This window comes from Paraflavitalea soli (assembly GCF_003555545.1).
GTDB lineage: Bacteria > Bacteroidota > Bacteroidia > Chitinophagales > Chitinophagaceae > Paraflavitalea > Paraflavitalea soli.
Genome location: NZ_CP032157.1, coordinates 7892760 through 7914121 on the forward strand (window position 1 = coordinate 7892760; position 21362 = coordinate 7914121).

At 48.8% G+C, this 21362-nt stretch carries 16 protein-coding genes and 1 tRNA gene; 6 read left to right on the plus strand and 11 right to left on the minus strand.

The genetic code is table 11. The features are described 5' to 3' along the window. Nucleotides 1-9: 9 nt before the first annotated feature. The 6 genes from D3H65_RS30365 to D3H65_RS30390 form a co-directional block, all read right to left on the minus strand. On the minus strand, nucleotides 10-2199 hold the full coding sequence (locus tag D3H65_RS30365; protein ID WP_119053910.1) for an outer membrane protein assembly factor BamB family protein: 2190 nt from the start codon (nucleotides 2197-2199) through the stop codon (nucleotides 10-12). Nucleotides 2200-2228: 29 nt separating this feature from the next. Then, on the minus strand, nucleotides 2229-3149 hold the full coding sequence (locus D3H65_RS30370) for a DUF4380 domain-containing protein (RefSeq protein WP_119053911.1): 921 nt from the start codon (nucleotides 3147-3149) through the stop codon (nucleotides 2229-2231). 15 nt (nucleotides 3150-3164) lie between these two features. Then, nucleotides 3165-4760, minus strand: coding sequence for a RagB/SusD family nutrient uptake outer membrane protein (locus D3H65_RS30375; RefSeq protein ID WP_162915883.1), 1596 nt, complete (start codon nucleotides 4758-4760; stop codon nucleotides 3165-3167). A 31-nt stretch (nucleotides 4761-4791) separates the two neighbouring features. Continuing rightward, nucleotides 4792-8154 carry a SusC/RagA family TonB-linked outer membrane protein gene (locus D3H65_RS30380; protein ID WP_162915884.1) on the minus strand — a complete coding sequence of 1121 codons (3363 nt, stop codon included), beginning with the start codon at nucleotides 8152-8154 and terminating at the stop codon, nucleotides 4792-4794. Between the two features lie 231 nt (nucleotides 8155-8385). Further along, the gene (locus D3H65_RS30385; protein WP_119053914.1) at nucleotides 8386-9558 is read right to left on the minus strand and encodes a FecR domain-containing protein; all 1173 of its coding nucleotides are present in this window, start codon (nucleotides 9556-9558) and stop codon (nucleotides 8386-8388) included. Nucleotides 9559-9599: 41 nt separating this feature from the next. Then, nucleotides 9600-10166 carry an RNA polymerase sigma factor gene (locus tag D3H65_RS30390; protein ID WP_162915885.1) on the minus strand — a complete coding sequence of 189 codons (567 nt, stop codon included), beginning with the start codon at nucleotides 10164-10166 and terminating at the stop codon, nucleotides 9600-9602. A 287-nt stretch (nucleotides 10167-10453) separates the two neighbouring features. On the opposite strand from D3H65_RS30390, the gene D3H65_RS30395 reads away from it, so the two are divergent. Beyond that, on the plus strand, nucleotides 10454-11197 hold the full coding sequence (locus D3H65_RS30395) for a TonB-dependent siderophore receptor (protein ID WP_119053916.1): 744 nt from the start codon (nucleotides 10454-10456) through the stop codon (nucleotides 11195-11197). Between the two features lie 147 nt (nucleotides 11198-11344). Here the strand turns inward: D3H65_RS30395 and D3H65_RS30400 are convergent, their stop codons facing one another. The 5 genes from D3H65_RS30400 to D3H65_RS30420 all read right to left on the minus strand — a co-directional run bounded on the left by D3H65_RS30400 (nucleotide 11345) and on the right by D3H65_RS30420 (nucleotide 15583). Continuing rightward, a complete protein-coding gene (locus tag D3H65_RS30400; protein ID WP_119053917.1) occupies nucleotides 11345-12451 on the minus strand; it encodes a hypothetical protein in 1107 nt (368 codons plus the stop codon). 7 nt (nucleotides 12452-12458) lie between these two features. Continuing rightward, a complete protein-coding gene (locus tag D3H65_RS30405) occupies nucleotides 12459-13019 on the minus strand; it encodes a hypothetical protein (RefSeq protein ID WP_162915886.1) in 561 nt (186 codons plus the stop codon). 508 nt (nucleotides 13020-13527) lie between these two features. Continuing rightward, nucleotides 13528-13611: transfer RNA gene (locus D3H65_RS30410), tRNA-Leu, on the minus strand. Nucleotides 13612-13714: 103 nt separating this feature from the next. After that, on the minus strand, nucleotides 13715-14641 hold the full coding sequence (locus D3H65_RS30415; RefSeq protein ID WP_119053919.1) for a DMT family transporter: 927 nt from the start codon (nucleotides 14639-14641) through the stop codon (nucleotides 13715-13717). Nucleotides 14642-14770: 129 nt separating this feature from the next. Next, nucleotides 14771-15583: a 2,3,4,5-tetrahydropyridine-2,6-dicarboxylate N-succinyltransferase gene (locus tag D3H65_RS30420; RefSeq protein WP_119053920.1), complete on the minus strand. Its 813-nt coding sequence runs from the start codon at nucleotides 15581-15583 to the stop codon at nucleotides 14771-14773. 141 nt (nucleotides 15584-15724) lie between these two features. Here D3H65_RS30420 and D3H65_RS30425 point away from each other — a divergent pair, with 141 nt between their 5' ends. From D3H65_RS30425 to miaA, 5 genes are all read left to right on the plus strand, one after another. After that, nucleotides 15725-16291: an L-threonylcarbamoyladenylate synthase gene (locus D3H65_RS30425; protein ID WP_119053921.1), complete on the plus strand. Its 567-nt coding sequence runs from the start codon at nucleotides 15725-15727 to the stop codon at nucleotides 16289-16291. Nucleotides 16292-16439: 148 nt separating this feature from the next. After that, a complete protein-coding gene (locus D3H65_RS30430) occupies nucleotides 16440-17447 on the plus strand; it encodes a glycosyltransferase family 9 protein (RefSeq protein WP_119053922.1) in 1008 nt (335 codons plus the stop codon). A gap of 73 nt (nucleotides 17448-17520) precedes the next feature. After that, entirely contained in the window at nucleotides 17521-19080 is a 1560-nt protein-coding gene (locus D3H65_RS30435) for a CCA tRNA nucleotidyltransferase (protein WP_119053923.1), read from the plus strand. A 143-nt stretch (nucleotides 19081-19223) separates the two neighbouring features. Further along, nucleotides 19224-19802, plus strand: coding sequence for an IS1096 element passenger TnpR family protein (locus tag D3H65_RS30440; RefSeq protein WP_119053924.1), 579 nt, complete (start codon nucleotides 19224-19226; stop codon nucleotides 19800-19802). Nucleotides 19803-19965: 163 nt separating this feature from the next. Continuing rightward, nucleotides 19966-20874: a tRNA (adenosine(37)-N6)-dimethylallyltransferase MiaA gene (gene miaA, locus D3H65_RS30445; protein ID WP_119053925.1), complete on the plus strand. Its 909-nt coding sequence runs from the start codon at nucleotides 19966-19968 to the stop codon at nucleotides 20872-20874. Nucleotides 20875-21362 lie beyond the last annotated feature (488 nt).

Genomic DNA, 21362 nt, shown 5'->3' on the forward strand with positions numbered 1-21362 from the left:
ATGAATGCTTTAGTTGGGTAATGCAAATGCCATGATCATCCCCGCAGGATGTGCTTTATCGCCCCCTACAGAAACTGCGATATATTGTTTGCCATCTACCGTATACGAAGAAGGCGAGGAAGAAGAGTAAGCGGGCAGTGTATACGCCCAGACTAACTTGCCCGTCTTCTTATCGTACGCCTGCAGTTGCTTATCCCGGCCGCCACCCAGGATCACCAATCCGCCGCCCGTAACGATCGGGCCCGGTGAACCCGTAGTACCGGTAGGTGGAGCCCCTTTTTGTTGCAGCTCTGCCAGGTTACCAGCCGGAACCGTCCACAGGAATTCACCCGTATTCAGATCGATAGCGTTGAGCGTACCATAAGGAGGTTTGATCGAAGGCCGTCCTTCTAGGTCCCGTAGCGGGTAATAAGCCTGCGTATTGAGGTACAGTACGCCCGTGTCTTTATCCGCCGTGCGATCAGCTTTCACAACTCCCATCGAAGTACGGTTTTGCTGGATCTCTTGCAGGTGTTCATCGTTCGGTATAGAACGATCCCTTTTCTTATTATAAAGGAAGTCGATCACCGCTTGCTCTTTGCCGTTCAGGATCTGTTTAAAAGGCGGCATTTTCCCGGCCCCTTCACGCACCCGCAGCAACGCCTGTTCCTCCGCCATGCGCTTGTTCAGTCCCACCAGCGAGGGAAACTGCGGTTCAATACCCGTACGGTCCGCCTTATGGCAGGAGGCGCAGTAGGTCATATACACCTCCCTTCCATCTACCTGTTTGGCAGCAGGGCCATCCAATTTGGAATTGTCGATCTTCACCAGCAGGTCGATCTCGGGAGATTCATTCGACTTCAGGTAGATCACACCCGTGTTGGGGTCCACCGCAGCGCCCCCCCATTCCGATCCGCCGATGGTGCCAGGAAAATTGATCGATCCTTTCACCGAGGGAGGCGTGAAGAGACCATCATAGCGCGAGCGCTTGAACAATTGTACCAGCGAGTCGTGCGCCTCCGGTGAAAAATCCGAAAGATCGTTTTCCGTCAGCAGCTGACGTGCGTATGCTTTGGGTTTTACAGGAAACGGTTGAGTGGGGTAGGCTTTCTCGCCGGGTACATCCGAAGCAGGTACCGGCCTTTCTTCGATGGGCCACAGCGGTTCACCTGTTTCGCGGTTGAACACATACAGGAATCCTACTTTGGAGGTTTGCGCCACCGCATCTATCTTTTTGCCATTATGCGTTACCGTGATCAGGTTGGGTGGCGCTGGCAGATCATAGTCCCAGAGATCATGGTGAACCGTTTGAAAATGCCAGATATGTTTACCCGTGGACGCATCCAGCGCTACCACCGAGTTACCGAACAGGTTTTTTCCTTCCCGGTCTGCGCCATAGAAATCATAGGCGGGTGAGCCCGTTGAAAAAAATACCATACCCCTTTTTTCATCCACACTCATGCCTCCCCAGCTATTGGCGCCCCCGGCATATTTCCAGGCATCCCTGGGCCAGGTTTCATATCCGGCCTCGCCGGGCAGCGGAATGGTGTGAAAGGTCCATACCAGTTTTCCCGTACGCACATGGTAGGCTCTTACATAGCCCGGCTGCGCCCCATACAACTCCGATACTTCATTGCCAATAATGATCAGGTCCTTGTAAATGATGCCCGGAGAAGTGGGTTTAATGGAGATCAGTTTCGGATTATCCCGCATCCCCACGTTCATGCTCACCCGGCCCCTGTCGCCAAATTCGGGGATCAGCTTACCTGTATGCGCATCCACGGCAAACAATACATCACCCCCGGTAAACAGTACCCGTTGATTATTCCCCCCTTCATCTTCCCAATAGGTCACACCCCGGAAGGCGCCGCCGCCGGGCCCCCCGTCGAAAGGATCGAATGCCCATTTTTGCTGACCTGTTTTGGCATCGATCGCATAGATCCGATGCCTCGCAGAAGCCGTATACATGATCCCATCCACGATGATCGGATTGCATTGACTGCCATTGAAGCGCGAACCTTCTGCCGCATCATTGGGGTAAAACGTCCAGGCCACCTGTAGTTGATCCACGTTTTGCAGGTTGATCTGGTCATGCGCAGAATAACTCGTGCTGGCAGCATCTGCCTTATAAGCGCCCCACGAGCGGTCTTGTTTATGCTTGCAGGAACAGTAGCTAAGCACTGCCAGTAAAAAGCAGGCATAAGCGGTTAATACCTTCATATAGCCCAATCTTAAAAGGTTAGCGTAAATTAGTTGACCACCTTTCGCACATATTCGATCAGCGCCCCGTTGCCGGATGCTGCTTTGATACGGCGTGGCAGTTTTCTTAAGAACCATTGCATCGTCCAGGAGAACGATTGCCCCGGTGCCAGTTCCGTGAAGGCCCCCTGGTGTTCGATCTCCACATAACTTTTTTGCGGTACATCCTTATTGGCGTACAATTCCACTTCTCCTTCTTTGGGAGCAGCTGCTTCAAAAGCGATATCAGGAAACTTTTTGATCAGGATAATATCACCATTCACCGCTGCAAACCAGCCTTCACTGCCATCCGTGTATAGTTGTGAATCTCCCTGCGCAGGTATTTTTTGCTGTTCGTACCTGTACCAGCAGATACCGTTCTCCAGCGTTGTCTGCGGCATCAGTCCGCCGCGGAGATGACCTTTACCCATCGGAAAAAAACAAAAGCCATTGGGGTGCACCCTGGTTACTTCCCAGGGTGCTACCTTTTTAACAATGGCTGTTTGGTTGGTGATCACATATTCGAGTTCATAATACCCTGCTTGTACATTCGCCGAAAAGAACTTGGTCACGGCCAGGCCTGATTTCGGGTCCACCACACTTTGCATCTTTAGCCGGTTACCTTCCAATGTCACTGTATACGGTTGATTATCCCAGGCGGCCGGCGGTGGCCAGTTCCAGTCACTTTGAGGACTGGGCCAAAAAGTAGACCCCCAATTCTCCTTGTTCACCAGACTATCCGTGAGAAAGTTCACGCCGTCCATGGTAAGGAAGCTGATCCTTCCACCCTGGTCCGGATCGATCCCCATCAACTGACCTTTGAGGCTGCTGAGCGTATACCCATTGCCTTTTTTAACAGGCATAGCTTGCTGCGCCAGGCTGATTGCCGGGATCAGGATCCAGCAACCCGCCAGCCACCAATGAAGTTTCATAGTTCCTTTTTAGCATTAATTCCAATCATTTGCAATATCACCCGCCACTGCCTGGTTGGTTTGCCTTTCTCCCAAGGGGATGGGAAGCAGCAGGTGCTTGTCTTCAAAAGCACGTTGGCCTGCACCCGGTGGACGTTCTGCATTCTGAGTCTGCTTGGCAATCCCCCATCTCCTGAGATCGAACCACCGCGATTGTTCCCCCGCCAGTTCTATCTGCCGTTCACGCCTGAGCGCAATGCGCGCATTGGCCTGGCTGAGGTTCGTGGCATAGTTCGCAGCCATCACCGAAGGACGGTTCCTTACATCATTGATCAGCCCTACAGCTTCCGGTAGTTTCGTATTTTGCTCGATATAACATTCCGCCAGCATCAGTTTTACATCCGCATATCGCACTACATGCGTGTTGATGCCGCTTCTGGGAGCTTCCGTAAATTGTTGAAATTCGTAAGGCTCATATTTTCGCCAGGTGTTTGGAAGCGGAGCAGGAAGACCATGCCAGATCTCCTGGTCGGTATACGGCAAAGGGCCACCGGGACAATGGTCACAGATATCTTCATCCCCTCCCGAACCGGCAGAGCCATAATACGTCAGCTTTGCACGCGGGTCCAGGTAAGGCGGATTGCCAGGTAGCGATGGATTGCCGTATCGAAAAGCTGCCACCAGCGCATCTGAAAGGTCCACATTATACCAATCATTGAACCCATATTCCTGCGCTCTTCCCGTATGGGCCGTTTTTCCATCCTCACCTTCCCATCCGTCAAACATGTAGTAGGTCGTGTTATCCGTGGTAAACACATGGTTCACCGCAAATACCACCTCTGGCGAATTGATATTGTCATCCGAGTACAGGTTGTCGAAGCTGGGGTCCAGGCTATAACTATAAGGCGCCTTGGTCAGTTTCTCAAATTGTTCTGCCGCAGGACCGTACTTGTGTTGAGCCAGGTAGGCTTTTCCCAGATAAGCGATCCCTGCTCCCTTCGTAGCCCGGCCCAGATCGCCCGATGCATAATTGACAGGCAGGTCGGGAATAGCTGCTGAAAACTCCGCTTCCACCAGTTTCCACACATCTGCTACGGCAGCACGCGGTTCCGGATTCCGGAGGGAAGCTTCGAAATCCAGCTTCAGCGGTACACGGCCCCAGCAGGATACCAGGTAGAAATAACCGAAACCACGAAGCCAGTGCGCTTCCGCAGTATATTGCTTTTTCAATCCCTCTTCCGTAGCGGTGCCAGGCGTCCATTTCTTCATTACTTCCAGCGCCAGGTTGGCCCGGAAGATCATCCGGTACAGCGATGCCCATAGCATCACAATGTCTGGATTGGCATTGGTATAACTATAGTTCGACAGCTGCAGCTCCGTTCCTACCAGCGAAAAGGCAGGTGAAGCATCATTGGCCATCAGGTCGAAGTTGAAGTACCATTCACGCGACATCATACCCCCATGGTTCAGTACCGCATAACCCGCAATGATCGCTTCATTGAACTCCTTCTTCGTCTTGAAATAAGTGAGTGCATCGTATGCATTCTCGTTCTTGGTATCCAGCAGGGTTTTTCTGCAACCCGTGAATACCACCAGGAGCGTACATACCAGTAAAATGAATTTCGTTTTCATCCTATGAATATTTTTGAATGAGCTTAGTTGATTAAAAGGACAACCGTACACCTGCCAAAAAGCTACGGGCATGAGGATAACCGCCCGTATCCACGCCACGGTCGAAAATGCCACCACCCACTTCAGGGTCAAATCCCGTATATTTTGTAAACGTCAACAGGTTTTGACCCGTAACATACAGCCGGAGACTCGTCAGTGTATTGTTGGTAAATGCTTTCAATTTGGCAGGAGAGAAGGTGTAACCCAGCGTCACGTTGCGCAGCCGCAGATACGAACCATTCTCTACATACCAGGATGACATCCGCTGTACATTGCTGGGTACATTCTGACCAACCCGGGCAATGTCCGTAATGTCCCCGGGTTTCTGCCAGCGGTTAAGGATATCGGTTTTCCCGTTGAAGGGCAGCGCAAATCCCTGCATGTAAAAATTCAGTCCATTGACCAGGTCTACGCCGGCAAAGCCCTGCATACCGATCATCAGGTCAATGTTCTTATAAGCCAGGTTAATATTGCCCCCATAGCTCCATTTGGGAATAGGATTGCCGATCACCGTCTGGTCATCATCTGTTACAACACCATCCCCATTGACATCTTTATAGATGCGGTCGCCAGGCAATAGCCCGTCCTGGTACACTGCGCTGGCATTGCCCGTGGCCTTCCTGGCTAGCTCATTGTATTTTTCTACATCGTTGGCATCGATGGCCACATGGTCATATACAAATCCATAGAAGGCGCCGATCTGCGAGCCAATGGCCGTACGCGTAGAGTTAGGTACATCATAGAAGGCCCCCTCCACGATCGGCACCGCGCCTTGTGTACCCAGCGATTCTACCTGGTTTTTATTGTAGGCTGCATTCAGGCTCACGTTGTAAGAAAAGTCGCCCTTACGATCCGCATAGCCAACAGTAACTTCCACTCCCCGGTTATATACAGAGGCCGCATTGATCACCTGCGAATTGGGCGCGCCGGCAACACCGCCATAACCCCTGGAAGGAGGTAAAGGAACGCCGACTAGCAGGTCCCGGTTATCCCGGTTATAATAACCGATGCTTACCGAAAGTTTGTTTTTGAGGAAGCCTGCATCGATACCGATATCTGTTGAATAAGTGGTTTCCCATTGTAAGGCCGGTGAGAAAGGAACAGCGATCGTAGTACCATTAAAAAGCGTTTCACCGGGGCCAAGGGGGTACACAACGCTGTTGTTCGAGCCCGTCCATACATTCGATTGGAAGGCAAATCCAGCGATGTTCGAATTACCTGTCTTACCCCAGCTGCCACGTAGTTTCAGTTCTGAGATCCAGGATAAAGCATGCATGAACTTTTCATCAGATAAACGCCAGGCCACCCCTGCAGAAGGGAAATAACCCACCCGGAAGTCGCGGGCAAACAGCGAAGTGGCATCCCGCCGGATGGTGCCCGAAAGGATATATTTCTCGTTGAAGGTATAACCCAAACGGCCGAAATAGGAAATGAACCGCGATCCTGAATTGGCATAAGCACTGCCCAAAACGGCAGTCTGCGCCGCGCCGATCTGATGGATCTCGTTATTGGGAAAATTGCTGCCGTTGATGCTCAGTCCCCGGAGCAGCCCCTCATCCTTGTACGACATACCGGCCGTCAGGTTCAAACCATGCACCCCAAAGGTCTTATCATAGTTGAAATAATTCTCCCAGATATAGCCCAGGTTATAACCATAGGCTTCCGATATGCCGTTCTGCGTAACCAGCTGGTTGGCAGCATACGTAGGATTATAATTATAGCTTTGCGTAAAGTCGAAGGTGATCCCCATCTGCGAACGGAATTTAAGTCCCTCCATCAGCTGTACCTCTCCGTACAGTTGCAGGTAGCTGTTGAATCCCCGGTTCCGTACATCCCTGTACGTGGTGGCCACCAGCGGATTCTGGCTATCGTTGGCATCTTTGGCGCTCGTAGCAATACCAAAACCGCCAAGCAGGTTCGAAGGATCGTATAGCGGAATATAAGGGGGCATACGCAGCCCATTCACCAGGCTGGCTGCTACACCCCTGCTTACGCGGTACCGCGTGCTGAGCTGCTGGCCAAACTTGAATCTTTTTCCCGCTTTTTCTTCCAGGTTAATGCGCAGGTTCATGCGCTGAAAATCCGAACCCACCACCTGGCCCGATTGTTTGGTATACCCGGCAGAAACCGTGTAATTCATGTTCTCTGTGGAGCCGCCTATATTCAGGTGATGCTCCTGCAGCTTGCCCGTCCGGAACATCACATCCTGCCAATCCGTTCTTGTCACCAATACATCAGGATTGTTCAGATTGCCCGGCATCGTAGCGCCGGAGTTGGCAAACCATTCTTTCACGATCCCTACATATTGTGCAGCATCCATCAGGTCGAAGGTCTTCCAGGGTCTGGAAGCACCCACATAACTGTCGTATGAGATCTGCGCCTTCTTGTTTTTGGGGCGGCGCGTAGTGATCATCACTACGCCATTGGCGCCCTGCGCCCCATAGATAGCTACCGAGGCCGCGTCTTTCAGTACCGTGATGTCCTGGATATCATACGGGCTGAGCGAGTTGAAAACATTCACATCCGTTTGGATCCCGTCCACCACATACAGCGGCGTGGTATTGGTGAAAGACCCCGTGCCGCGGACCACAATATTCGTGGCCGCACCGGGATTCCCACCATTATCGAGTACCTGAACCCCCGCCATTTTACCCTGTATCAATTGCGAAGCGTTACTGGTAGCTACATCACCAAAATCCTTGGAGCTGGCAACACCTACGGCCCCCACCAGGTCTTTCTTTTTCCTCGATCCATAACCGATCACCACCACTTCGTTCAGGTCATTGGCGGCAATTTGCAGCGTAACATTGATCTGCGTACGGCGATCGATGCGCTCTTCCTGGCTGCCAAGGCCCGTATACGAAAAGATGAGCACTTCGTTGGGCTCAGCAGCGATATGATAAGTGCCGTCATCGTTCGATTGCACAACAGTGCTCTTGCCTTTCACTGAAACCGTAACCCCTGCCAGCGGTTCACCAGCCTGGTTCTGCACACGTCCCTTCACCTGCACCGTATCGCGCGGTGTAGAAGCAGGCTGCGGCGCAACCATCCCGGGTTTCTCCGGGCGGATCTTTACCAGCACCATATTATCGATCATCGAGTAAGACAAAGGCTGGTTTTTCATCAATTCATTCAGCACATCCCGGAACTCCTTTCCTTTAGCCCGTATGGTAACAGACTTGCTTAAACGCATCGTTTGCTCGTCCCACATGAACGAAAAACCTGTTTGCTTTTTTAACTCCTTGAATACTTCGGCCAGCGGAGCATTTTTAACAGTCAGATGAACTTTCTGCGAGAAGCCTTTTGAACTGGCCTGCATGGCAAAGCAAAACAGAAGAATAGCTGTTAGTTTCATTGCCAGAAATGTTTTTTTTAGTGGGGTATAAGACGGTTTTCGACCCATCCCGTCTGAATTACCGCGATTTTGGGCACACCCCGTCCAATAGGGGGGTGGTGAAGCCATAAATTGCATAACTTCGCTAAGTTTTGGTTAGATAAATAAATGCAGTTGCGTATTTATTGGAATAGCCTAAACGTCCTGCCAGAAATGTTGCTTCATTTCTGGCTTTTTTAGTCCATTCCCGATTCACTTGATAATGACCTTGCCTTCTTCAAACTGACTTTCGATCCCGCTTTCTTCCAGTGCTTTCAGCATCGTGGAGAGGTTCACATTCCTGCTGATAGCGCCGCCGAATTTGCGATTGGGTACCTTGCCTTCAAACATCACCTGGATATCGTACCAGCGTGCCATTTGCCGGGCCAGCGCGCCGAGGTCTGTTCCCTTCATCATAAAGTTGTCGTTCTTCCAGGCAATCACTGCCCCCGTATCTATATCCTTTTTAACCAATAGCGGGCTGCTTTCACTTACACTCCCCTGTTCACCGGGTTGCAGCATCGCATCACCGCCACCTGCGTAGTTAATATGAACACTTCCTTCGAGCAGCGTTACTTTCATCGCCGGTTCGTCGGCATACGTATTTACATTGAAATGTGTGCCCAGCACTTCCGTGGTCAATCCGCGGGAGCTTACATAAAACCGGCGTTGCGGATCCTTGCTCACCTCAAAATAGGCTTCGCCCATGATCTCCACATTTCTGGTGGCACCCGTAAAATTGACAGGGTAACGCACGGAGCTTTCTGCATTGAGCCAGATCTTACTGCCATCCGAAAGCGTGAGGTTCACCACCCGGCTGCCGCGCGGAACCCTCAGCGTGTTATAATGAAGGATCTTTGTATCGGGTGTGGGTTCATATACCACCTCATCAGCCTTCTTTACAACCCGCGCATTGCCTTCATAGGCAATGATGCCATCGGGAAGACTGTCCAGGTACAACCGCTTCCCGTCCGTAAGCGTGATCACCGCGCGTGTGGACTGTGGCGCTACCACCTCTGTTACCGTAAGGTTGGTAGTGGCCAGTTGTTCGTCTATTGTTTTTACTTTCAGGTTCAGGTAAACGGAGATACCGACAACCAGTACCAGGATGGCCGCGGCTGCATACTTCCAGGAGAAGGACCGCTGGGGCATTTCCAGTACCCGGGCTCTTTCCTGTTCTATTTTTTTCTGTAGGCTGGCAAAGATGGCAGCACCGATCTCCTGTGAGGAGGTGGGCGCATCAACCTGTACAATTTCAGTAGGATCAGCATCTACTGAATTATACCAGGCATGCAGTAAGGCGCTTTCTTCATCAGTGGCCGTCCCCCCTATGAATTTTTTCGCAAGCTGCCTCAGCTGCCTGTCCGTTAGTTTTTTACTGCCCATATCTATAAAGAGACATCAGCCTGTAAATCGTACGCAGGTATTTATAAAAAAAGTAAAAGTAGTGGAGCACCTGACTTTTGCAGGCGATGACGTATGATACTCAATACTTTGCTGACATACCTTTCGGCAGTCCGGGGAGAAACGCCCAATTGTTTTGCCACTGATTCCAGCGGCTCGTCCAACAATTTATGGTGTAGAAATACAAGGCGGTAATTTTCCGGCAGGTCTTCTGCAAATCGTACGAGCAGGTCCAGCAATTGCTTATTGTCTATATCGAAAGAGTCGGTGTTCTGACGCTGACCGTGCAACCTGCTGAGTAGTCCTGCTTTTCTTTTTTCATTACTCAGGTGGCGATATACTGCATACCGCGTCATGGCAGCTAAATAAAAAGAGAGGTGCTGGATCTCCAGTTGAGCGCGCTTTTGCCAAAGTGTAAAAAATACATTTTGAACGATCTCCTTGGCGTCTTCAACCGATTGCAAACGTTTATGTGCGATGAAGAATAGCTTTTCCCAGTACAAGTTATAGATCTGGGTAAAAGCCTGTTCATCTCCGGCTCTCAGTAATAGCAAGAGGTTAGTTTCGGTATCGTTGATGTTTGGTGCCAAAAGACAGCGTCTTTTCATAAATGTACCAAAACTCCGGAAGATATTAGAATAAAATCCTGTAGCCTGTCTTCGATAGCTGTCATACCATGCTGATGCAATCGGCATCCCGCGTATAATGACCTTGCGTTCTTTGTGCCAATCTTTCGGTTAAGTACAATTGCAGTTGAGACGCTCCAAGATGCTGCCACTTTTGGAACCGGACTTGACAGGTTGGCGTTGGATGCACCAGGATGCTTACTGATCCCTGTTGCCGGATACAGCCTGTCTTTTTCCGCTTCCCGTAACCCATTTTTCCTGTTACCGTTGGTGCTTTTGAACAAACCGCGTTCTCTCCCAAGCTTGGTATCGTGTATGAACTGCTGCCCGATCAATTGTCATTCTTTGGCAACTACATGAATGGTTTCAACAACCAGGGCGGTCAGGACTTCAGTGGCCTTGGCTTCAAACCGCAGCAGGCCAATCAATGGGAGGGAGGTATTAAGGTAGATCTGTTTAACCACCGCCTCAGCAGCACCATTAGTTATTATAACATTGATGTTACCAATATGACAAGAGAAGACCTGGATCATCCCGGCTTCAGCCTGCAGGATGGAACCCAGGCGAGCAAAGGCATCGAGGCTGAGGTGATTGCCAATCCCATAAAAGGCCTCAATATAGTGGCTGGTTATACGTACAATGACAGCAAGTACAAACGTTCCGATAAATCGGTGGAGGGATTGCGACCTGCAACCGCTGGTCCTCAGCACCTGGCCAACTTGTGGTTGAGCTACCGCTTCGTTAGCGGCGCCGTGAAAGGATTGGGCTTCGGTGTGGGTGGCAATTATGGCAGCAGTTCCTTCCAGACCAACACCGCCACATTCCAGTTCACGATTCCTTCCTATACCATACTTGATGCCACAGTTTATTACGACAGCCGATCGTATCGGCTTGGCTTGAAGGTCGACAATATCACCAACCAGCAGTATTGGTCATTCCGGCTGGCGCCTCAAATGCCAACCCGCGTATCCGCCAATATTACTTTCAGGTTTTAGTGGATAAAAGATTTGTTAGAATAGTTGCGCCCGCCGGACAGTTATGCTGAGGCGGGCGTTTTTTTGGCGTCATCCCTAAAGATGTTTTACTACTACAGGTCCCGCAATAAAATAGCTGAAAAGGGGTAGTGTTGTTATTCTGCAGTGCTAAATTGGAGCGAAGTGTGACCCTTTTCCGACAAGAATATCCCCATCATCCGGGTTATCGAAACTTTCATTAAATGTTTTAAAGATTTTATCCCAGGAAATATCGATTTTGTCAGTAGGTGGGTTGTTGATTATGAGATTGCCATACTGTTTAGTTTGTTCATTTAGATAATTTATGTATTCCTGAATCTTCTTTAGATTATTTACATAAGTTAGCAATATGTCACCTTTAAACTTTAATCCGTTTTTTTCAAGTAGTTTATCAGATAAGAAAATAGCGTTGCCCATGATGTCGGGCCAGCTAAGGTGAAACTTTTGACCCAAATTATCAGTCAATATCCAATTTAGGTGAGTGCAAATACTCATTGCCCGTATGAGTGGGTGCGGGTGTTTATGTTCTTTAAAGTAAAGCCTATCTGGAGTTTTCTGTCCGATGTAAAACTTGCACAACAAACTCGTCACTCCGATAATTGCAAGTGCAGATAACGTATTCTCGTTCTTCAGTGAATCGTCTATTCCCTCAAAATAGGTATGGATAGCAGATGCTACGCCCGTAACACCCCAAAAATCGGCATCAAATTCCATTACATGGTTTTCTATAGAAAATTCTTCTGATTTTTCTGCAGAATATTCCATTTCCATCCAATTTTTATCTACTGACCTCTTCTGATAAAGATGGGCGAACTCATGGTCAATTGTAAATCTTACACTGAAATCTCGCAGAAGTGTCGGGATTGAATGCGGTAATTTACCTTTGACCTTATCGAAAAAGGTCATCATCGGATCTTCGATAATATCAGCGTACCTTGAAAAGAAGAGGCTGGTTTGAACTACTAATCCTGAGTTTATACTTATTAGATAAAGGCCGTTTTGCTTGCCCGCTTTTGCGTTGATAGTAAAGCTATTGTTGAAAAATACCCTGGCTGGAGATATACCAATTTGCTTTTCCGCAATAAAAAGGAGCGTCTGGGCTATCCAAAGAAAATCTTGAAACACTTTTTCATATGGTGTCTCGAAATAGGAATAAATATCTTTCTTGCTTATACCCGAAGCAATTACTTGTTTGGTAATTTTATCGTAGTCGAAAAAAATTATTGGTTGTGGCATTTACGGATTAAGTTGAATAGTTGGGGGCATTTGTGGAATGATGTTGGCGTTCTTTATAAAGCTCCCGCCTGAATTGTTTATCCCGCCTTCGCCATTCGAGCAATCCAAAAGAGGGCCGTTCAGCAGGGACATTTTTAAATAAGCCCTTGGCAGTAGGTCCCACAGCTGGCCTTGCCCGGCGATACGATGGCCTTAATACCGTAACAGGAGCTTCCTCAGACAGTTGCATCCCGCCATATTGCGGGACATATTTTTGTGCAAGCCATTCGATGATATCCGTGGCCGACCACCCATATCTCAACCAGGTCATTACTTCTCCCGTGATCTTACAGCGGACCTTATGTTTTTTATAGGGCAGTGGAACCGATGCATACACCTTCAACGCAATGGGCGAGGCTTTTGCCAGCAAGGCCGCATATTGCATAGTCTTGCGAAAGGCGGGGTCAGTTTTAACGCGCTTGCAGGTAATTGAACTGCGGGAGCGCATATAGTACTTTCCAAACATGAAATATACTGTTATAGGTCCGAAGGTGCCGATAAACGTAGGTATGGAGGTAAGTCGTGCCATAACGTTCTTTTTCCTAAAGGTAGGGCGTTTGTAAAGATGATCAACAGGCTGGTGACGCAATTGGTTAGGTTCTGTAACATTCTGTCATATTCAGTTAAAAACAGCCATTTAAAGTCATATTTTAACAAGGCAACAGAAAGGCCTCAGGACGGGGTTTGACAGGGGGCTTGTTCGGGACATGCTTGTACCAACACCGGAGATAAAGCGCATTTCATGCTCCTGTGAGATGAATTGAATGCTGGCTAGGCTTGTTTTGATTTTGGGCATGGTTTGCGTCGGCCTAAGCGGGTACCGAATGAGATACGAATGAGGTACGACTCAGACCCAGGTGTGACTTACTAAAATAACTATACAGTATTCCTGAGTTAACTAAAATGGTTATACAGTAAATGTGACTGCCTGGGGCTCCAAAGAACCGCTTTCTTACAAGCCCCCCAATTGTTCAACCTGATCCAAAAACATCGGCGCTACCATAAAAAAAGCCCCCGACATCGTCGGGGGCTTCAAGTGCCCAGGAATGGATTCGAACCATCACACCCTTGCGAGCGCTGCGACCTGAACACAGTGCGTCTACCAATTTCGCCACCTGGGCAGGTGTATCATTCGATCGTTGGCCTTTCAACTTTCCGACCGTTTGACTTTGTTATTCAGGGGTGCAAATATAGGACAAATCGCAATTGCACAAAAGAGTTTTTTTAATTTGTTTGCTCATTTCTTTTCCAGCCTATCAGCAGCACCCCAATGATAACCAGTATAGTACCAATAATTTGTTCCAGGAAAATACCTTCCCCCAGTATAAAATGCGCCTGTAATATGGTCGAAACCGGCCCGATACTGGAAATAATAGCCACATTATTGGAGCCGATCTTCTTCATGCCATAAGAGATCAGAAAAGAGGGGATTACAGTAGCTATAATGGCCAGCAGGATGCCATACCACCAAAGGCCGGCCCCTTGCTGTAAAGCGCCGGTATTGCCCGCAAACAGGAAATGCGTGAAAATACCCCCTGTAGCCGCCAGCATCGCATAGGCCGTAAATTTGGCAGCGCCCACCTTGGGAATAATATAGCCGCTGCCCGCTATATAGATCGAATACGTAATGGCGCACAGGAAAATAAACAGGCTGCCATAAAAGAAGTTAGGGTTATGCATATCCACCCGCAGTTCACCAAAATAAGCCAGCCCAATGCCCACATACGTAAGCACCAACGCCACCTTCTGCATCCGTTGGATTGGCTGTTTGAATACAAACGCATTGATCAATACCGCGAAAGTAGGGTAGAGGAACAGGATCAACCTTTCCAGTCCCGCAGAAATGTATTGCAGACCCACAAAATCAAACAAACTACTAAGGTAATAACCAAAGATGCCCAGGATCAGTACATACAGCCATTGGCGCCTGGTAAGCCGTGTATTGTCCTGTTGTTTACTCACCACCCATGCGGCTGCCACATAAAAGGGCAGCGAAAAGATCATGCGCAGCGTGAGCAACGTGAGCGCATCTACTTTTACATGCGTAAACGCCAGCTTCACAATGATCGCTTTCGTGGAGAACAGGATCGAGCCCAGAAAGGCAATCATAAATCCCCAGGTAGTGGTATTATATTTCTTTAGCTCCGTCATCAATAAAAATAGCCCTGGCAGCAAGTAGCAAACACCCGCAACCAGGGCTGAAAATGAAAATCTTTTCTGTATCTAACCCTCAGAATACCCGCAATCGCTCCTGTATTCTAAATGCTGTATTCTTGATTCCTACACGCTCACATTGAAATCCCGCAATGCATCATTCAGGCTCGTCTTCAGGTCTGTACTGGGTTTGCGTTGTCCAATGATCAGGGCGCAACCTACATTGTATTCACCCGCCGGGAACTTTTTGGTATACGAACCTGGTATCACTACACTGCGCGCAGGTACCCGGCCCTTGTATTCTACCGGCTCTGCGCCGCTTACATCGATGATCTTCGTGCTCTTGGTCAGTACCACATTCGCGCCCAGCACCGCTTCTTTTTCTACCACTACACCTTCCACTACAATACAACGGCTGCCAATAAAGCAACCATCTTCCACGATCACCGGCGTAGCCTGTAAAGGTTCCAATACACCACCAATGCCTACGCCGCCACTCAGGTGCACCCCTTTGCCGATCTGTGCACAGCTGCCTACGGTAGCCCAGGTATCCACCATCGTGCCCTCATCTACATAAGCGCCGATGTTTACATAAGAAGGCATCAACACCACATTGCGGCCAATGAAAGCGCCATAACGTGCAATAGCATGAGGTACCGCACGCACACCAATATCTTTATAATTGCTCTTGAGTACCATTTTATCATAAAATTCAAAAGGCCCCATCGTCCAGGTCTGCATTTGCTGAATGCCAAAATACAACAGGATCGCCTGCTTCACCCATTCATTCACCGCCCAGCCCTGCTCACCGGGAGAGGCTACCCGCAATAAACCCTTGTCCACTTCAGCGATCACAGATCTTACCGCTTCACTGTATTTATTCTCTTTTAATAACTCCCGGTTGCCCCAGGCTTCAACAATCAGTTGTTGTAATTCCATGATGAAGAATTTTTTGCAAATCTACTATATGCCAGCCATATTTACCGGAACAATGCCGCAACTACCCGCTTCCGGAACAGGGAAAACCCTGGTGCCGCCACTGGTTTTTCGCGTCTTGCAATTACACAATACATTTGCAGCATGGATTTCAATACCGATGTAGAAAATAGCCTGTCAGTATTGCAGGCAGGTGGCCTCATTTTATATCCTACAGATACCATCTGGGGCATAGGTTGTGATGCCACCAATGCTGATGCGGTGCGCAGGATCTATGAACTGAAGAAAAGACCCGAGTCAAAAAGCATGATCGTATTGCTGGCCGACCAGCGCGATCTGCTTCAGTATGTGGCCAGCCCCGACCTGGCCGTGTTCGATTTCCTGGAGGCAGCTACCAAACCCACCACCGTTATTTATGATGGGGCTATTGGTCTGGCCGACAACCTCGTGGGCCAGGATGGCACCATCGCCATCCGCATTGTACAGGAAACTTTCTGTAAGCACCTCATCAAGCGTTTCCGCAAGCCCATCGTCTCTACTTCCGCCAATATCAGCAATGAGCCCGCACCCCGTACCTTTGCCGATATTCCGGAAGCCATCAAACAACAGGTGGATTATGTGGTGCAATACCGGCAACAGGATGCTGCTATTGCGGCGCCTTCTGCCGTGGTACGATGGGAGCGGGGACAGGTAACAGTGATCAGGCCATAATTCCTTGCCCTGCTTTGCCTGTCGAAGGGTGGGTCGCCCTCAAAGGGCGTCTCCCCCTGATCTAAAGGAGCTTGTCGAAAACGGACTAAACGGATCTAAAGGCGCGGTAACAATCTTACATTCTGAATTCTAAATTCGAAATAACCCAGTGCAATTCCTCGTCATACAAACTGCCTTCATAGGTGATGTAGTGCTGGCTACCGGCATTATTGAAAAACTGCACCGCCATTTCCCGGATGCAGAGATCGATTTTATGGTACGCAAAGGCAATGAGGGACTGTTGAAGAACCATCCTTTCCTGCGCGAAGTACTGGTATGGGATAAACGCTCCGGCCAAAAGAACAGGAACTTGTTGAAACTGCTTCGGCAGGTACGTTCCCGCAGGTATGATAAGGTGATCAATGTGCAGCGCTTTGCAGCTACCGGATTGCTGACCGCTTTTTCCGGTGCAAAGGAAACCATTGGTTTTGATAAAAATCCTTTCAGTCGCTTTTTTACAAAGCGCGTCAAACACATCATCAGCGATGGCGCCACCACCCGCCACGAAATAGAAAGGAACGACGAGCTCATCAGGTCTTTTGTACCCGGTGACCCCATGAAGCCGAGGCTTTACCCCAGCCAGGCCGATTACGAAAAAGTAAAACCCTATCAGGAAATTCCTTACCTCACCATTTCTCCGGCATCTGTATGGTTTACCAAAATGTACCCTGCCGGTAAATGGGCATTGTTCCTGCAAAAATTACCCCCCATCTATAATATTTACTTGTTGGGTGGTCCCGGCGACGCATCACTGGCCGACAGTATAAAAGAAGCGGTGCCAAATGCACCGGTCACCAATTTATGTGGGCAGCTCAACTTCCTGCAGTCTACCGCCCTCATGCACAAGGCTGTGATGAATTATGTAAATGATTCAGCGCCCATGCACTTTGCTTCTGCTGTCAATGCACCTGTTACAGCCGTGTATTGCTCCACCCTGCCTTCATTTGGATTCGGCCCCTTGTCTGATAAACGATTTATTGTTGAAATAGAAGAACCCCTTCCTTGTCGCCCTTGTGGGCTGCATGGACGCAAAACCTGTCCCCTGGGACATTTCAAATGCGCTTACAACATAAAGGAGGATCAACTGCTGGAAACGATAGCAGCGCGTGAATCGTGAATCCTCCCGGCCGCGATACCAGATTCTGTATCCTGTATTCTATATTCTCTATTCTTGTATTTACATTTGCCCCATGGATATCCGGTGTACCGATAAGGAATTATTTGTTTTTAATAAAATTGGCCATGCTGCAGCCGACCTGGGCATAGAAGCCTGGATCATCGGTGGCTTCGTACGCGACAAATTGATTGGCCGCAATACCAAGGATGCCGATATTGTATGCGTAGGCGATGGTATCGAACTCGCCAATCGCGTGGCCGACCGCTTCAACCCCCGCCCCCCTGTCGCTTTTTTCAAGACCTACGGTACCGCACAGATCAAATTGAAAGATTTTTATGACCACCAGGATATAGAAGAATTGGGCATTTCGGAAAAGGGAGACGATCCACTGGCTGAAAGAGGAGATGATTCACCGGCTGAAGACGGATCTGCTCCACCCTCCTTCAGGAAAGAGGGCGGGGGAGAGGCCGCCTTCGAGATCGAATTCGTAGGTGCCCGCAAAGAAAGTTACCGCTACCATAGCCGCAATCCCGAAGTATTGCCTGGCACCATCAAGGACGACCAGGATCGTCGTGATTTTACGATCAATGCCATGGCCATTAGTCTGAATAAAGCCGATTTTGGCACCCTGGTAGATCCTTTTAACGGGATAAAAGACCTGGAAAACAAGCTCATCCGCACACCTCTCGATCCATTACAAACCTTTAGTGATGATCCCCTGCGCATGATGCGGGCCATTCGGTTTGCAGCGCAACTTGGTTTTACCATCCATCCCCCTGTATTCCAGGCCATCAAAGACAATGTAGAACGTATCCGCATAATTTCCCAGGAACGCATCACCGATGAATTGAACAAAATATTACTCAGCAATAAACCCTCTGTGGGCTTCGACCTGTTGTACAAGGCCGGTTTATTGCACATTATTTTCCCCCAAATGATCGACCTGGTGGGAGCTGAATTTGTTGACGGATTGGGACACAAGGATAATTTTTACCATACCCTCCAGGTAGTCGATAACATTAGCCGGCATACCAACGATCTCTGGTTGCGTTGGGCAGCATTATTGCACGATATCGGCAAGCCCCCCACTAAAAAATTTGAGGCCGGTCATGGCTGGACCTTCCATGGCCACGAAGTAGTGGGAGGCCGCATGGTGCCCCGGATCTTCGCCCGGCTAAAGCTCCCCCAAAACGAGAAAATGCGTTTTGTACGCAAGCTCGTTGAACTGCATTTGCGTCCCATTAGTTTAACCAAAGAGGATATTACCGATTCAGCTATCCGCCGCCTGCTGTTTGATGCAGGCGATGATATCGAAGCACTCATGATGTTGTGCAGCGCCGACATTACCTCCAAAAACAAACAAAAGGTAAAACGTTACCTCGAAAATTTCGAATTGGTCAAACTGCGCCTGCACGAAGTAGAGGAAAAAGACCGTATTCGCAATTGGCAGCCACCCATTACCGGTGAAATGGTCATGGAAATATTTGGCCTGACACCCTGTAAACAGGTGGGCGATATTAAAAATGCTATCCGGGAGGCCATCCTGGATGGAAAAATTGACAATAATTATGACGCTGCTTATGATTTTATGCTGAAAACAGCGGACGAATTGGGACTAAAACCTGTCATATAAATACCATGTGGAAAATGCTTTGCTGGTATGATAGTTGTGCGAAAAAAAGAGTTTAGCAGAATTACACTACTTTTGGAACAGTAGACTGCAAAGATTATCCGGTGATAAAACCAGAAAACCAAAAACCAGAAACACGTAACAACATGGCTGTATTAAAATTCAGGATATATTTTGAGGAAGACGATAGCATTTATCGCGATGTAGCCGTAAAACATACCCAATCGTTTTTACAGCTGCACCAGATCATCCTGAAAGCATATGAGTTTGACAGCAAACATCAGGCTACTTTCTACCGCAGCAACGACAACTGGCAACGCGGAAGGGAGATCAGCCTGGCCAAATACGACAAGGCCTATAAAGTGGCCCCCCTGCTCATGGAGGAAACCACCATCGGATCAGAGATCCGTGATCCCAACCAAAAGTTTATTTACACTTACGATTTTGTGAAAGGTTGGAGTTTCATGGTGGAGCTCATCAATGTATCCAAAGAAGAAAATGCGAAACTCGATTATCCCGTTGTCGTAAAGACCGAAGGCATTGCCCCTTCACAATATGGGACCAAAGGACTCGTGGGCGATAAACTCACAGAAGTAGAAGAAAAATATGACCTGAAGGCCGGCGCAGAAGGATTCAGTACCGAAGGAGATGATGATGGACTGGGTGAAGAAGAAGGGGCAGAAGAAGGAGCAGACGACGATGGCGGCAAAGACGAAGAGATTTAAAAGATTCCCGGAATGTATATAGGAGGTGATGCCCATAATGAGGAGGTCACCTCTTTTTTGTTAACACACGTCTTAGTCAGGTTAGATCACTTGTCAGGCTGAGCCTGTCGAAGCCGTCTAAAGTAGCCTGACGAAGGCGTCTTCCTGAAAAGGAAAATCAGCCATGCAGCATACTTGTATAGTCATCGTGGGTCCTACCGCCGTGGGTAAAACAGCCCTCGCTATTCGTATGGCTGAGCATTTTAATACGGCCATCATTTCGGCCGATTCCCGGCAGTGCTACCGCGAAATGACCATTGGCGTGGCGAAGCCCTCCGTAGAAGAACTCGCCCGCGTACACCATTATTTTATCAACTCCCATTCCATACACCAGGAGGTCAATGCAGCCCTGTTTGAACAATATGCGCTACAGTCCGTTAACTACCTGTACGGGCAGCGGGCGGTGGCTGTTATGACAGGGGGCACAGGGCTCTATGTAAAGGCTTTTTGTGAGGGCCTGGATGATATACCCCCCGTTTCCCTCGAAGTGCGCGAGCGCATCACAAAGGAGTTTCAGCAGCAGGGCCTTGCCTGGCTTCAACAGGAGGTGGCCGAGCAGGATCCCCTCTATTACAGTACAGGGGAAATTCAGAATCCTCACCGCCTCCTGAGGGCATTGGAGGTGAAACTGGTCACCGGTCAGTCAATCCGTACTTTCCAGCAGGGCAAAAAGGCAATAAGACCGTTCCGTATTGTTAAAATTGGACTCGAATTGCCCAAAGAAGATTTACACCGCAACATCAACCAGCGCGTAGAAAATATGATGCAGGAGGGATTGTTGGAAGAAGTACAGTCCTTGCTGCCCTGGCGCCACCTCAATGCACTTCAAACCGTGGGATACAATGAGTTGTTTCAATACCTGGACGGTAATTGTACCCTTCCGGAGGCCGTGGAGGCGATCAAGACCAACACCCGCCATTACGCAAAAAGACAAATGACCTGGTTTCGCAAAAGCATTGACATACAATGGTTTTCTCCCACCAACGATGCCGCCATCCTGGATTATTGCCAGTCAGTAATGGCTGGAGCCTGAAAACCGGGCCACTTCAGGAGCAGAATGGCAACAGCTAAGAAGTAATACTTAGCCAAACGTAAATTTTGTTAATATTAGGTATAGAAGGTGATTTGGATGTGAAATTATTCTAATAAGATAACCGACTTTTGTAATGCCAAACAACCAGCCGGGAGCGAATCCCGGCAATCCGTAGAGATCCCCTGTGAGGACTTTAAAGTGAAGGGTTAAGGTTTTTAAAAGAACCTTGAAAACAAACCCCGCCTTTTCAGGCGGGGTTTATTATTTCGATCTCAATAAAGTATTTCTTATTCTCTCTTCTTTGTCATCTCGCTCTTCCTTGTCATCTCGAACGGAGCGCATTCTTCTTTTGTCATCGAACGAACCGCATTCTTTCTTTCATTTCGAACGAAGCGCATTCTTCCATTGTCATTTCGAACGAAGCACAGCGTAGTGAGAAATCCGCTATCGAAGCAAAGGATTGCCGATTCACGATTGCCGATTCACGA